This window comes from Sodalis sp. RH20 (assembly GCF_047324205.1).
In the GTDB taxonomy this organism is placed as follows: Bacteria; Pseudomonadota; Gammaproteobacteria; order Enterobacterales; family Enterobacteriaceae; genus Acerihabitans.
The window spans coordinates 1,808,234-1,822,390 of sequence record NZ_CP178733.1 but is presented as its reverse complement, the minus strand read 5'-3'; the positions used below and the strand labels follow the sequence as shown (position 1 = coordinate 1,822,390).

The 14,157-nt window shown below is 61.0% G+C and carries 8 protein-coding genes; 2 read left to right on the top strand and 6 right to left on the bottom strand.

Translation table 11 applies throughout. From position 1 onward, the window contains the following. Positions 1-23: 23 nt before the first annotated feature. From ACL2XM_RS08495 to ACL2XM_RS08475, 5 genes are all read right to left on the bottom strand, one after another. The gene (locus ACL2XM_RS08495; protein ID WP_410014941.1) at positions 24-863 is read right to left on the bottom strand and encodes an ABC transporter permease; all 840 of its coding nucleotides are present in this window, start codon (positions 861-863) and stop codon (positions 24-26) included. 8 nt (positions 864-871) lie between these two features. After that, on the bottom strand, positions 872-2,140 hold the full coding sequence (locus ACL2XM_RS08490) for an ABC transporter permease (protein WP_410014940.1): 1,269 nt from the start codon (positions 2,138-2,140) through the stop codon (positions 872-874). Positions 2,141-2,183: 43 nt separating this feature from the next. Then, positions 2,184-3,212 (bottom strand): ABC transporter substrate-binding protein, encoded by a 1,029-nt coding sequence (locus ACL2XM_RS08485; RefSeq protein WP_410014939.1) that lies wholly within the window; start codon positions 3,210-3,212, stop codon positions 2,184-2,186. Positions 3,213-3,468: 256 nt separating this feature from the next. After that, complete coding sequence (locus ACL2XM_RS08480) at positions 3,469-4,926, bottom strand: NAD-dependent succinate-semialdehyde dehydrogenase (protein WP_413733210.1); 1,458 nt, start codon at positions 4,924-4,926, stop codon at positions 3,469-3,471. A 21-nt stretch (positions 4,927-4,947) separates the two neighbouring features. Then, positions 4,948-6,216 (bottom strand): 4-aminobutyrate--2-oxoglutarate transaminase, encoded by a 1,269-nt coding sequence (locus tag ACL2XM_RS08475; RefSeq protein WP_413732733.1) that lies wholly within the window; start codon positions 6,214-6,216, stop codon positions 4,948-4,950. A gap of 129 nt (positions 6,217-6,345) precedes the next feature. Here ACL2XM_RS08475 and ACL2XM_RS08470 point away from each other — a divergent pair, with 129 nt between their 5' ends. Further along, positions 6,346-7,836: a PLP-dependent aminotransferase family protein gene (locus ACL2XM_RS08470; RefSeq protein ID WP_413722929.1), complete on the top strand. Its 1,491-nt coding sequence runs from the start codon at positions 6,346-6,348 to the stop codon at positions 7,834-7,836. Between the two features lie 428 nt (positions 7,837-8,264). After that, positions 8,265-9,365, top strand: a complete 1,101-nt coding sequence (locus tag ACL2XM_RS08465; protein WP_410014936.1) for an ABC transporter ATP-binding protein — start codon at positions 8,265-8,267, stop codon at positions 9,363-9,365. 54 nt (positions 9,366-9,419) lie between these two features. Here the strand turns inward: ACL2XM_RS08465 and ACL2XM_RS08460 are convergent, their stop codons facing one another. After that, on the bottom strand, positions 9,420-13,991 hold the full coding sequence (locus tag ACL2XM_RS08460; RefSeq protein ID WP_413732732.1) for an Ig-like domain-containing protein: 4,572 nt from the start codon (positions 13,989-13,991) through the stop codon (positions 9,420-9,422). Positions 13,992-14,157 lie beyond the last annotated feature (166 nt).

The window sequence follows — 14,157 nt, the reverse complement described above, 5'->3', positions numbered from 1 at the left end:
CCCCTTATCTCCGTTGCGCCATCTTATCTCCCGCGCCCTTCCGATCCGCGGATGCGTGCGGAACGGCGGCGGAGCATTTCCATCACCAATAATAATATCAGCGAGGCGCCCACCATCAGCGAGGCGGCGGCGGCAATGGTCGGATCCAGGTTTTCGCGGATGCCGGCGAACATTTGGATTGGCAGGGTACGCTGTCCGGGACTGGCCAGGAACAAAGTGACCACCACCTCGTCGAATGAGGCGGCAAAGGCAAACAAGGCGCCGGAAAACACGCCGGGGGCAATCAGCGGTAGCGTTACCCTGGCAAACACCAGCCACGGCGGCGCGCCAAGGCTGGCGGCGGCGCGGGACAGGTTGCGATCGTAGTTTTTCAGCACCGCGGTGACGGTGATGACCACAAAAGGCACGCCCAGCATGGCGTGCGCCAGCACCAGGCCGAGATAGCTGTTCAACAGCGATATGCGGGCGAAAAAGAAAAACAGGCCCACCGCCACGATCACCACCGGCGCTATCATCGGCGAGACGATAATCGCCATCACCAGGGTCTTGCCGCGGAACTCGCCGCGCACCAGGCCCACCGAGGCCAGGACGCCGAGAATGGTGGCCAGCAGCGTGGCCAGCGGCGCTATCAGCAAACTATTGCCCAGCGCCCCCAGCCACTCGCGGGAATGAAAAAACGCCTGATACCAGCGCAGTGAAAATCCGTTTAGCGGATAGCTGAGAAACGAGCCGGAGTTAAACGACAGCGGCACGATGATCAGCACCGGCACCACCAAAAACAGCAGTATCGCCGCGCCGTAAAAATTAAAGGCGGTATGCCACAACCGCATCAGGAACAGGCCTTCCTGTCTTATCATCATCATTCTCCCGGTTAATGCGCGGCCAGCTCCGCCTGCGTCCGGGTAACCCGGATGTAGACGATATAGAGCAGGATCACGATGATGAGCAATTGGCTGCCGAGAGCCGCCGCCATGCCCCAATTCATCGTGGTATTGGTGAAGAACGCCACAAAATAGCTCAGCATCTGGTCGCCGGGGCCACCGAGCAGCGCGGGCGTGATGTAATAACCGATGGCCATGATAAACACCAGCAGTCCCCCCGCCGCAATGCCGGCATAGGTTTGCGGCACATACACCCGCCAGAAGGCGGTAAAGGGATGCGCGCCCAGCGAAATGGCGGCGCGCATATAGTTAGGCGAGATACCTTTCATCACGGCATACAGCGGCAGGACGATAAAGGGCAGCAAAATATGGGTCATGGCGATATACACGCCGACGCGGTTAAACACCAGCACCAGGGGCTTGTCGATAATGCCGGCATACAACAGGGCGCCGTTGATCAAGCCGCCCGATTGCAACAGCACAATCCAACTGGCGGTACGAACAATTAACGAAGTCCAGAAGGGCAGCAGCACCATGATCAGCAGCAGGTTGGCGCGGCCGGCCGGCTGTTTCGACAGCCAGTAAGCCAGCGGGTAGCCCAGCGCCAGGCAGATAAGCGTCACCACCGCCGCCATCAGCAGCGTACGCAGCAGCACCCCGATATACAGCGCCTGCCCCTCGGGCAAACGGGTTATCTCCCCGGTCTGGATATCCACCTTGCGATCAAACACCGCCAGGACATAATAACCGGTAAAAGGCCGGCTGGCCCGCTGCACCGAGCGCCAGACGGTAATATCGCCCCATTGCGGTAAGGCCTGGATCAGCGCGGCGCGGGTCATGCCCGGCGCGTCAGGCGCGGCGCGCAGCGTACGCATAATCAGCCCGCGGTAAGCGGGGCTTTCGTAGCTCAGGCGTTTTGCCACCGTGGCAATCTGCCCGTCGGCGCGCGCCCGGCGCAGATCGCTGACCAGCGCCTGGAAAACGGCCTCATCCGGCAGCGCGGTGCCGTCCCACCGGGACAGCGCCGCCGTCACGTTGGGCAGCCCGTCGCGAACCTCGGGGTTCGCCACGCTTTTTATCAGGATAGAGGCGATGGGCACCACAAAACTTATCAGGATAAACAGCAACAGCGGAGCCACCAGCAGCCAGGTGCGGCGCTTGTAAATCCTTTGCGACTGAGACAACTGCTGCTTCAGCGTGGCGGTATTTAACGTGCCGTCGTCGGCATCCCGCGCCGGCATGGCTCTACTTGATGTCATTGTTTCGTCTCCGGAATGCGTGGCGATCCCATGCCGCCAACCCTTACTGGGCGGCCCAGGCGTTAAAGCGCTGCTCAAGATCTTCGCCATGCTCGATCCAGAACTGCGTATCCACCGCCAGGGCATTGGCCAGGTTATCCGGCGACGTCGGCAGGTTGGCGGCAATCGCCGGCGCGATCAGGCCGATGGCGTTTTTATTGGTTGGCCCGTAGGGAATATTTTCCGCAAAGACCTTTTGGTTTTCCGGCTGGTTGGCGAAGGCGATAAACTGTTCCGCCAGGGCCTTATGCTTGGATCCTTTGACGATGGCCCAGCTATCCAGATCGTAGAGGCTGTTGTCCCATACCATTTTGAAATCATGCCCTTCGGTGGCGGCGGCGGCCACACGGCCGTTATAGGCGGAGCTCATGACCACATCGCCGGAAACCAGCCACTGCAGCGGCTGCGCGCCGGATTCCCACCATTGAATATTCGATTTGATTTCATCAAGTTTGCGAAAGGCCCGGTCAACCCCCACCGGCGTCGCCAGCTGCGAATAGACATCCTCGCGCCTTACGCCATCCGCCAGCAGGGCGATTTCGAGGGTAAACTTGGCGCTCTTGCGCAGCGCGCGCTTGCCGGGGAAATCCTTCACATTCCAGAAGTCGGCCCAGCTGGTCGGCGCTTTTTTCAGTTTCTGCGCATCATAGGTCAGCACGGTGGACCACAGGAAAATACCGGCGCCGCACTCGGTGGCCGAACCCGGCACATACTCGCTTTTATCGCCCAGCTTGGACCAGTCCAGGGTTTCAAACAGGCCTTCGTCGCAGCCGCGACGCAGTTCCGGGCCTTCCACCTCCACCAGATCCCAGCCTACCTGGCCGGTTTCCACCATGGAGCGGATCTTGGCCATTTCGCCGTTGTATTCCCCAGCCTCGATGTCGCCTTTGCCCGATGCTTTAAACGGCTGGTAAAAGGCTTTTTCCTGCGCCACTTTGTTCTGGCCGCCGAAGGAAATCACGGTCAGTGTTTCCGCCTGGGCCTGGAAGGCCAGCCCGACCAGCAATGTGGATACCGCTAATTGTTTCAACATATCCTGTCCCCTAAAAAATGCGCCAACGAAAAGTTAAATGATGCATCATACATCAAGCATCTTTCGTGCCACTCTGGCATTTTTTCTTCAGGGAGTCCGCACGCGGTGAATACGGGGGTCTGGCGTGGAAGGGATGCCGGGTTGCACCCGGGTTATGCGTTAAAGCCGTGCAAAGTTGCAACAGGTTGCACCCTGGCGATGCAGCCGCGTTTGCTTCCCCGGCCTGTATCGGCGACAGGCCGGGAAAAGCGGATTATCACGCTGAGGCGATAGCCACGCACAGGTATTTCATTTCCAGGTATTCGTCGATGCCGAAGCGCGATCCTTCACGACCGAGCCCCGACTGCTTAACGCCGCCGAACGGCGCCACTTCATTGGAGATAAGGCCGGTGTTCACGCCTACCATGCCGTACTCCAGCGCTTCGGGCACGCGCCATTGCCGGGCGGCGTCGCGGGTAAACACATAGGCGGCAAGCCCGAATTCAGTGGCGTTGGCCAAAGCCACGGCCTCTTCTTCGTCGCTGAAGGGGAACAGCGGCGCCACGGGGCCAAAAGTCTCCTCGCGCGCAAAACGCATCTTGCCGGTGACGTCGCCTATCAGGGTCGGTTCAAAAAAGGTGCCGCCCAGGGCGTGGGGCTTACCGCCGGCCAGCAGCGTGGCGCCCTGGGACAACGCGTCGTCGATATGCGCGCGCACTTTGTCGACGGCATCCGCATCGATGAGCGGCCCCTGCGTGGTGCCTTCCGCCATGCCGTCGCCCACCTTAAGCCGCGCCACTTCAGCTACCAGCCGGGCGACCAGGGCGGGATAAATGCCCCGCTGCACATAGATACGGTTGGCGCAAACGCAGGTCTGGCCGCTGTTGCGGAATTTCGAGGCCATGATGCCGGCCACGGCGCTGTCCAGATCCGCGTCGTCAAACACGAGTACCGGCGCGTTGCCGCCCAGTTCCAGGGAAAGTTTTTTAATGGTTGGCGCGCATTGCGCCATCAGCAGACGCCCCACCTCGGTCGAGCCGGTGAAGCTCAGCTTGCGCACCACGGGACTGGCGCACAGCACCTGTCCCACATCGGCGGCGGGGCCGGTGACCACCTGCAAAACGCCGCGCGGAATACCCGCCTGTACCGCCAGCTCGGCCAGGGCCAGGGCGGTAAGCGGCGTTTGTTCCGCGGGTTTGACAATCATGGTGCAACCTGCCGCCAACGCCGGGGCCACTTTGCGCGTAATCATCGCCGCCGGAAAATTCCAGGGCGTGATCGCCGCGGTCACGCCGATGGGCTGCTTCAGCACCAGCAGCCGCTGCCGGGCCTGGGGCGACTGCAGCACGCTGCCCTCCACCCGTTTTCCCTCTTCGGCAAACCATTCGATAAAGCTATTGGCATAGGCGATTTCGCCGCGCGCCTCGGCCAGCGATTTACCCTGTTCGGCGGTCAACAGCCGCGCCAAATCCTCCTGGTGCGCGACAATCAACATAGCCCATTTTTGCAGCAGCACGGCGCGTTGTTTACCGGTCAGCGCCCGCCAGGACACCAGCGCCAGCGCTGCGGCATCGATGGCGCGCGCCGTTTGGGCGGCGCTCACCTGCGCCACCTCGGCCAGTATTTCCCCGGTCGCCGGATTGGTGACGGCTTCGCGCGCGCCGCTGTCGCCGTCGCACCATTCACCGTCGATCAACGCCTGGTGATGGAGCAATTGCGGGTTATTAAGCTGCATCATCTTTCTATCCTTACGTATTTATGACTTGAGCAACCGGCTCAGCAGGTCCAGCGCCGCGGTGAACTGATCATCGGGGATGGTGAGCGGGTACAGAAAACGAATCACATTGCCGTGCACGCCACAGGTCAACAGCAATAATCCCTGTGCCAGCGCCTGTTTTTGGATACTCTTGGCGTACTGCGCGTCAGGCTTGCCGGTAGCCGGGTCGGCAAATTCGACCGCCACCATGGACCCCAGCCCGCGCACGGCGGAAATGGACGGACACGTCTGCCGGGCCTGTTGCAGCACTTCCACCAAATGGCCGCCAAGGCGCTGGGCGCGCTGGCAAAGCTGTTCTTCATCAATTACATCAAGCACCGCCAGCGCGGACGCCACGGCCAGCGGGTTGCCGGCGTAGGTACCGCCCAGCCCGCCCGGCGCCGGAGCGTCCATCACCTCGGCGCGGCCGGCGACGGCGGAAATGGGGATGCCGCCGCCCAGGCTTTTCGCCATGGTAATCAGATCCACTTTCACCTGCGGGCAGTGATCCATGGCGAACAGCCTGCCGGTACGGGCAAAGCCGCTTTGCACTTCGTCGGCAATCAATAAAATGCCGTGCTGGTCGCACAGTTGGCGCAGGCCGACGATAAACTCGGGCGGCGCGACGTTAAAGCCGCCTTCCCCCTGCACAGGTTCGAACAAAATGGCCGCCACCTGATCAGGACTGATATCGGTATGGAACAGGCTGTCGATGCTGGCCAGGGCCTGGTCGACCGACACGCCGTGCAGCGCATTGGGATAAGCTGCATGGAAAACCTGTCCGGGCAGCGGCCCGAATCCCAGTTTATAGGGCGCGACTTTACCGGTCAGCGCCAGCGTCAGCAGCGTACGGCCATGGAACGCGCCGCCGAAAGTAATGACGCCGGGGCGTCGGGTATAGGCGCGGGCTATTTTCACCGCGTTTTCCACCGCTTCCGCGCCGGTGCTTAACAGCGTGGTTTTCGCCGGGCCGGCCACCGGCACCCGGGCGTTGAGCTTTTCAGCCAGTTCGACATAATTGCCGTAAGGCACTATCTGATAGGCGGTATGGGTAAACAGCTCCAACTGCCCTTTGATCGCCGCGACGATTTTCGGATGGCGATGGCCGGTGTTTAATACCGCGATGCCGGCGGCGAAGTCGGTATACTCGCGACCCTCGACGTCCCACAGCGTGGCGTTTTCCGCCCGCGCGGCATAAAAATCACACATTACGCCGACGCCGCGCGGCGTGGCGGCCAGACGACGTTGGTTCAGTTCGCTGTTGTTCATGGTGCTGCTTCTCCCAAAATGGTGCGGCTAAACGTGCGCTATTACAGATCCCAGCCTAACTCCCGATTCTATTTATCCGCTTTGTGGCTCTATAATCCAGTGCCAGTTTTAATTTTTTGCAGGTGCCAATTGCGTTCGTTATTAACCGATATGCTGCTGCAGCATCTCTCCGCCCGCACCGGGGGGCCGCTGCACCGGCGTTTATATGACTGCATCCGCCTGGCGATCCTCGACGGCGGTATTCGCGCGGGCAGCCGCCTGCCGCCGACGCGCGACCTGGCGAAAGAACTGGCGCTGTCGCGCAATACCGTCAGCGCCGCCTACGAACAGCTGCTGGCCGAGGGCTATATATTTACCCGCGCCGGCAGCGGCACCTTTGTGACCGATCATATGCCCGACGGGGCCATGGCGCCGGTGAACGAGCAGCAGCCCGTCTGCGAGCGCCCGGCCGGGGAAGAATTTTCGGCGCGCGGCGCTAATTTGCTGGCCCGGTCGGGCGCCTCGCCCCATCAATGGGGGGCGTTTATGCCGGGGGTGCCTGATGTGTCCGGCTTTCCGCACGGTCTGTGGCGCCGTATCCATTCCCGGCTTATCCGGCGCATCAAGCCCGATTACCTCACCTATTCGCGCATGGGCGGCAGCCCGGAACTGCAGCAGGCGCTGGTGGATTATCTGCGGGTGGCGCGTTCGGTGAACTGTAGCGCGCAACAGATTATTATTACCGAGGGCACTCACCAGGCCGTCGATCTGCTGGCCAAAATGCTGTGCAATCCCGGCGATCGCGCCTGGATTGAGGAACCCAGCTACTGGGGCATGCGCAATGTGTTGACCATCAACGGCGTCGACGTACAGCCGGTGCCGGTGGATGATCAGGGTTTAAACCCGCCGGACACGGCCGTTGCGGCGTCGCCGCGGCTGATTTGCGTGACGCCGTCACATCAGTACCCCACCGGCGCGGTAATGAGCCTGCAGCGGCGCCAGCGCCTGCTGGCGCTGGCCCAGGAACATAACGCCTGGGTGATTGAGGATGATTACGATAGCGAGTTCCGTTTTTCGGGCAACCCTATTCCCGCGTTGCAAAGTCTGGCGCCGCAGGCGCCGGTTATCTATATCGGCACCTTCAGCAAGACGCTGTATCCGGGCCTGCGCATCAGCTATATGGTGCTGCCGCCGGCGCTGGCGCAGGAGATGCGCGTGGCCCACGCCGAACTGTATCGCGGCGGTCACTGGATAACGCAACTGGCCCTGGCGCAGTTTATCGCCGAGGGACATTACGCCTCCCATATCCGCCGCATGCGCCTGCTGTACGGTAAGCGCCGCGCCGTCCTGAGCCGCTTGATCCTTCAGCATCTGGGTGCGGACGCGCTGCGCGACGACAGCAATGCCGGCCTGCATCTGGTGATGTCGCTGCCGGACGATGTCGATGATATCAAGCTGTCGCAGGCGGCGGGACGGCAAGGCGTTTATGTCAGACCCCTGTCGACCTATTACCTCGGCCCGTCGCGCAAAAAAGGATTATTGCTGGGATATGCCTGCGTGGATGAAGAGCGGATAGAAAGCGCCTTTATGACCCTGCTGGGCTGCATGGGACAACCGGCGCCCGTTGCGCCGCCGCGTTGATACGGCGCAGATAGTGGCGAAGCCGCCCGCGCGGCGCCTGAACGGTAAGGGTTGTAGTATAAACGGATTGCCGCTTTGTGGTGCGGTATGCCGGCGACATCAGCGCGGCAATCGTCAAGGCGCCCGACCTGCTGGGGGAACGGCAAAGAACGCCGGCGCGGTCTCTTGTTTACGGATAAAAAGCGCAGAAATTCATGAGCTTGCTTACCTTAAGCCTGCCCAGGATATTTGCCTTTTCAGCGTGGAAATCGCTTGTGGCGGTGCGGGCGCGATGGTAAATATACTCACCGTAAGCACAAAAACATGCCGCCCGCCTTAGGATAAGCATATTTCGTGCCATAACCTCGTCGGCAAACCGCTGCGCCTGCTTAACTCCCATTAACAGACGTCGTTTCCGAACCGGTCTAGTTACGAGGTTGGATTTTCTTATGCAAAATTACGTGAGTTTTAAAAATATTCAAAAGACCTACGACGGCGACAAGCTGGTGGTGAAAAATCTCAACCTGGATATTGGCGAAGGCGAATTTCTGACGCTGCTCGGCCCGTCGGGTTCCGGTAAAACCACCAGCCTGATGATGCTGGCGGGGTTTGAAACGCCCACCCAGGGCGAAATTTACCTGCGCGGCCAGCCGCTGCACCATCTTCCACCGCACCGGCGCGATATCGGCATGGTGTTCCAGAATTACGCGCTTTTTCCTCATATGACGGTGGCGCAGAACCTGGCCTTTCCGTTGTCGATTCGCCGCATGAATAAAGCCGATATCCAGGAAAAAGTGGATAAAGTATTGGATCGGGTGAAGCTGACCGCCCTCGCCGACCGCTATCCCGCCCAGATGTCCGGCGGCCAGCAGCAGCGCGTGGCGCTGGCGCGGGCGCTGGTGTTTGAACCCAAGCTGGTATTAATGGATGAACCGCTGGGGGCGCTGGATAAACAGCTGCGCGAGCATATGCAGATGGAAATCAAGGCGCTGCACCAGGCGCTGGAGTTGACCATCGTCTATGTCACCCACGATCAAAGCGAAGCGATGACCATGTCGGATCGGGTGGCGGTGTTCAACGACGGCATTATCCAGCAGATCAACAGCCCCAGCACGCTGTATGAGGAACCGCAGAACAGCTTCGTGGCCCAGTTTATCGGCGAGAACAACGGCCTGCTGGCTACCCAGGCAGGCAGCGAGGATGAATTTTATCGCGCCGTCCTGGATGACGGCACCTCGCTGCGCGCGCTGAAGGTACGTCCCAGCTCGCCGGGGCGCAAGATCATGCTGTGCATCCGGCCGGAGCGCGTCAGAATCAATGTGCCGGCCGGCCAGCTGCCGGCGGGGTCGCAGCAAATTAGCGCCAGGATTACGCAGTTTATCTATTTGGGCGATCATGTGCGCATGATAACCGAGGTGGCGGGACAACCCGATTTTATGGTCAAACTCAGCGCCGCCGATTTGGACCCCGCCTGGGTGCCGGGCGGCGCGGTGACCCTGTCCTGGCAGGAGCGGCATCTGCGGGCGCTGGACGCCGTGACCCTGCAATAAACAAAGGCTGGCAATGCCAGCCTTTATTACTTTGGATATGCGCCAGGCGCCGGCCTACATTTTACATGCCGCTTCCCTGTACCTGGCGCCATCGGTGCGGCCCACCACTTGGTCTCCATTAAACAAGCTCACGACCGGGCGCCCGTTATAACTTCCATCCTTAGTCCAAAAACCCTCTGAATTCGCTTCCGTTACTGCTTCACCCGGCCAGCCGCCGGGACGCGCGCCCCATTCCCCAAACATACTGCCCACCGCCCGCTGATTGACGCCGGAGGTCAGATCTGCCGCCGCCAGCATTGATTTACCATTGGAGGCACACAATGTTTGAGTATCATCCCACGAATACCTGTTGGTGGAATTAGGTCGATAATAGGTAAGCCATTTTCTTACAGTAAATTTATAAGTGTAATAATACTGATCACCACGCGCCATCAGGGTGACCTCACTGCTGGGGCGGGCATTAAGGGTAACAATACCGTTCTCATCTATTGGCGCGTTTACCGCATTCGAACTGCTCCAGGTCAAACTGCCATTGTCGCCGATGTTGCCCATAGGGTTGATCTGGAACCTTGGCTTGCTGCTGCCGGCATACGGCCCCGCATCAAAACCCACGTTGGGGAAACCCGAGTTTGGCCCAAAGCTGTGAGGATTAGCGACGGGCGAAACGGAATTGATCGCCCGGGGAGACAGGAAGATTGTATCTTGCGTGACGTCCACGCCGTCTACCTGAGCCGTCACGGTGGCGGTACCGCCACGAGTGTTGGTGAAGGTAACCTTGGCTTTTCCATCCGCGCCGGTGACGGCATTTGCCGGCGACGTCAGGCTCGCGCCATTGTTCACCGAGAAAACGACGCTCTTGCCCTCCATCCCGGCGCCCATGCCATTCTCCACCAACAGCTGTACTTCATTATATTCCGCGCCGTTGTCCAGCGACCGGTTACGCAATACATCAAGCGTCAGGATGGCCGGTGAGACAATAAAACTCAATGGCGCGCTGGCTTTGGTGAAACCCGCCACCGCGGCGTTAACCACGACCAGACCAGCCTGGTCGCTGGTGACGTCGACGGCCAGCGTACCGTCGGCGGCAGTGTCGCCGCCCTGCCGGGAAAAGGTGACGCCGGGGCTGGCGGAGGCAAAGGTGACCGCCTGCCCGGCAACCGGGTTATCGTGGGCGTCGCGCACCCGGACCTTGACCTGATGGGCCTCAAGGCCGGCCTCTTTATCGCCGGTGGTGATGACCTCTATCAAGGTGGTATTTTCCGCCGCCGCGCCGGCGACAAAAGTCATGCCGTCGCTGGCTAACGTAAAGCCCGCCACCGTGGCGAAGACCGTTACCGCGCCCGCGCGGGTACTGGTGACACCCACGTCGATAGTGCCGTCGGCCGCTGTCGTGCCGCCGGGATTGGACAGCGCGGCGCCAGGGGTGACGGTGGCAAAGCTGACCGCCTGCCCCGCAATGGGATTGCTGTTGGCGTCGCGCACCTGGACCTTCACCCGATGGCCGTCGCTGTCGCCGGCCACCTTATCACCGGTGGTCAATACCTCTATGGTGGAGCGGCTCTCCGACGCGGGGCCGGCGACAAACTGCATGCCGTCGCTGGACTTGGTAAAGCCCGCCACCGTAGCGCTGACCACTACCGTGCCCGCCAGGGTATTGGTGACGCCGACCTCGAGGGTGCCGTCGGCCGCCGTATCGCCGCCGGGGCTGGAAAGCATGGCGCCGGGACTGGTGGTGGCGAAGGTGACCGCCTGCCCCCTGATGGGATTATCATTGGCGTCGCGCACCGTGATTTTCACCCGATGGCCGTCGCTGTCGCCGGCCACCTTATCGCCGGTGGTGACCACCTCGACGGCGGTGCGGGTTTCCGCTGCGGCGCCGGCGACAAAACCCATGCCGTCGCTGTCCCGGGTAAAGCCCGCCACCGTGGCGCTGACCACTACCGTGCCCGCCTGGTTACTGGTGACACCGACCTCGAGGGTGCCATCGGCCGCCGTATCGCCGCCGGGGCTGGAAAGTGTGGCGCCGGGGCTTGCGGTGGCGAAGGTCACCGCCTGTCCGCCAACCGGATTGTCATTGGCATCGCGCACCGTAACCTTCACCCGATGGCCGTCGCTGTCGCCGGCGATCTTGTCGCCGCGGGTGATCACCTCGACGACGGTGCGGGTTTCCGCTGCGGCGCCGGCGACAAAACGCATGCCATCACTGGCTTTGATAAAGCCCGGCAACGCGGCGGAGACAATGACCACCCCCGCCCGGTTGCTGGTCACATCCACCGTCAGCGTGCCATCCTCACCAGTTTCGCCGCCGGGGATGGACAGATGCGCGTCATCGCCCGCCGCCACCCATTTCACCACCGCGCCGGCGACCGGGTTGTCCTGGGCGTCGCGCGCGGTTACCCGCACCTGATGCGCTTGTGAACCCGCAATCTTATCTCCCTGGGTCAGCACCTGGATAAGGGTATTAGCCTCGGAAGCTTTGCCGGCAATAAACGTCATCTCAACGCCGCTGGTGGTAAAATCGCCCACCGTGGCGGTAACCGTTTGCAGCCCCGCCCGGGAGGACACGACGGTCGCCATCAGGGTGCCGTCGTCACCGGTAACATCGCCCTCCAGGGGGGTTACCTGCGCGTCGTTGTCGGCGCCAAAGCTCACCGCCTGGCCGCCGATGGGATTATTAAGGGCATCGCGCACCGTCAGCCTGACCCGATGCGCGTCAATGCCATCCGCCGCCTTATTTCCCGTGGTCAGGACTTCAAGCTGTGTCTGGGTTTGGTCGGCGCCGCCGGCCACAAAGGCGACGGCGGCCTGCTGCGACGAGCCGTCCAGGCTAGCCCGCGCCATAACGGGACCGACGGTGCGGGAGGTAATACCGGTTTCGGTAAAGCCGTCGTCATCGCTCACCGCCGTGGGGGATAATACCGTGGCGCCGTTATCGGCGCTGAAAGCGACCGTCTCGCCGGGCACAGGGTTGCCGTTGCCATCGATAACCCTGGCCCGGACGCGAATGGCGGTTTGGCCATCGGCGACCGCGTTGTTGTTCTCTACCGCCAGGCTTGCCAGGGTAATGATTTCCGGTGCGGTCACATTCACCGTGGTCACCGCCCGATTGGAGAGATTCCCCCGGTTATCATGGGCTATCGCGTTGATGCGATAGGTATTGTCCGCCCCCGGGGTACCCTGGTAGGCCGGCATGACAACGGTTATCGCCTGCGGAGAAACCTGGGTGATACGCCCGCCGCTCGCCAGCAGCGGCGCGCTGTCCCAATCAATGCGATCCAACCCGTGTTCGGCGGTGATGTCGGCGGTTAAGGTAACCGACGTGCCCGCCGCACCGGTGATTTGGGCCGGTAGCGCCAAACGGATCAGATCCCGACGCTGATAATCGAGCACGATATTATAGTTGCGGTCGACCAGATCGTAGCGGCTGCCGGCCAGCGTTCTGGACGGTCCGACTTTAGAGGAATCGAGATGTGACTGCCAGGATTCGCCCAGCCGGTAATTCAGCTGGAAATTCAGGCTGCTGTCGTTCGCGCCGCCTTTGCCGGTCCGGTGCTGCGCGCCGACGGTGAACAAGGGGATGGGCGTATAGTTAATGCCGGCGGTCAGGGCATAAGGATCTTTTTGCCGACTATCCTTACCGAACAACGCCACCTCATCGCCGCGGTATTGCTCAAACATCAGCGAACCGCCCAGCTGTGGGTAAGATGGCAGCCAGGCTTGGGCGCGCAGATCGAACCCGTTGGCCGGCCGTTCGTTATAGTCGGCGAAATCCCGCGACGGGTGCCAATCCGTCAGGCCGAAATAACTATTGGCCGACAGCCGCAAATAATCCGTCCAGGCTTCGGCCCCGACGCCGAGCCGGCGATTGTTGCCGGTAATATCGTTATCATAAAAAGTATTGGCGCCGTACATCCAGCCGTCCTTTTCGGTGCGCACGCCCAGGCCGAGATTCACCGTATTGCGCTGGTCGCTGTTACGCACCCCTAATTGCGAAAATACCGTCGAGCGTTCGGTATCCCGCAGGGGAACCAGCAAATCCACCGCGCTGTCGGTAAATCTGAAATTCCGGTCGGCGTTGAGCTGGACGCGGGCGGTGCCGAACTGGTTCAGCCATTGCTCGCCCGCCTGCCCGGCGCCGCCCACCACGCTTGAACGCGCCAAATCGGCGGCGGCGCCGCCGGTGTTGCCGCCCGAGAACAGGGAGCCGGCCGTCTGTGCGCCGCGCGCCAGCTTATCCTCTGCCTGCGAAGATGACTGGACCGGGATGGCTGAGTTAAACAAAGACGTGTGGCTGCGGGGAACGTCGATCTCGTCGCCGGTGCCCAGCGCGGAAAACGATTTAGCGAAATTGCGCAGTCCATTGAGCGTTTTTAGCTCTTCCAGCGTCAGGTTATAGCGTGTCGCCACCGACAATGTCGTCTCGCCCGGCCCCAAAACATAAGGAACCGTGGCGATGGCCATTAAGGGCGCCGCCGTGGACGGCAACGCTGCGGGCGCGGCTTTCGCCATGGCCGGCGTAAAAGACAGGCTAAGCGGAAAGACTATCTGGAAAGCGATATTCAGCCACGCCACCGCACGCCAACGTTGATGAATTACCGGCGGCGGCGTAGATTGGATTTTTTTCATTTGATAATAGCTAAAGAGATTCTTAAAAAGCATCAATTTATCCCACTGGTCAATAACTTCAATTCCCGGCCATATTAATCCGCCGTCGGCAAAGGTTATCCGGCGTAACAAGACCCCATTTAAATAGTGTTACAGGCCAGCATAACTGGCAGCAATATCGAAGAAA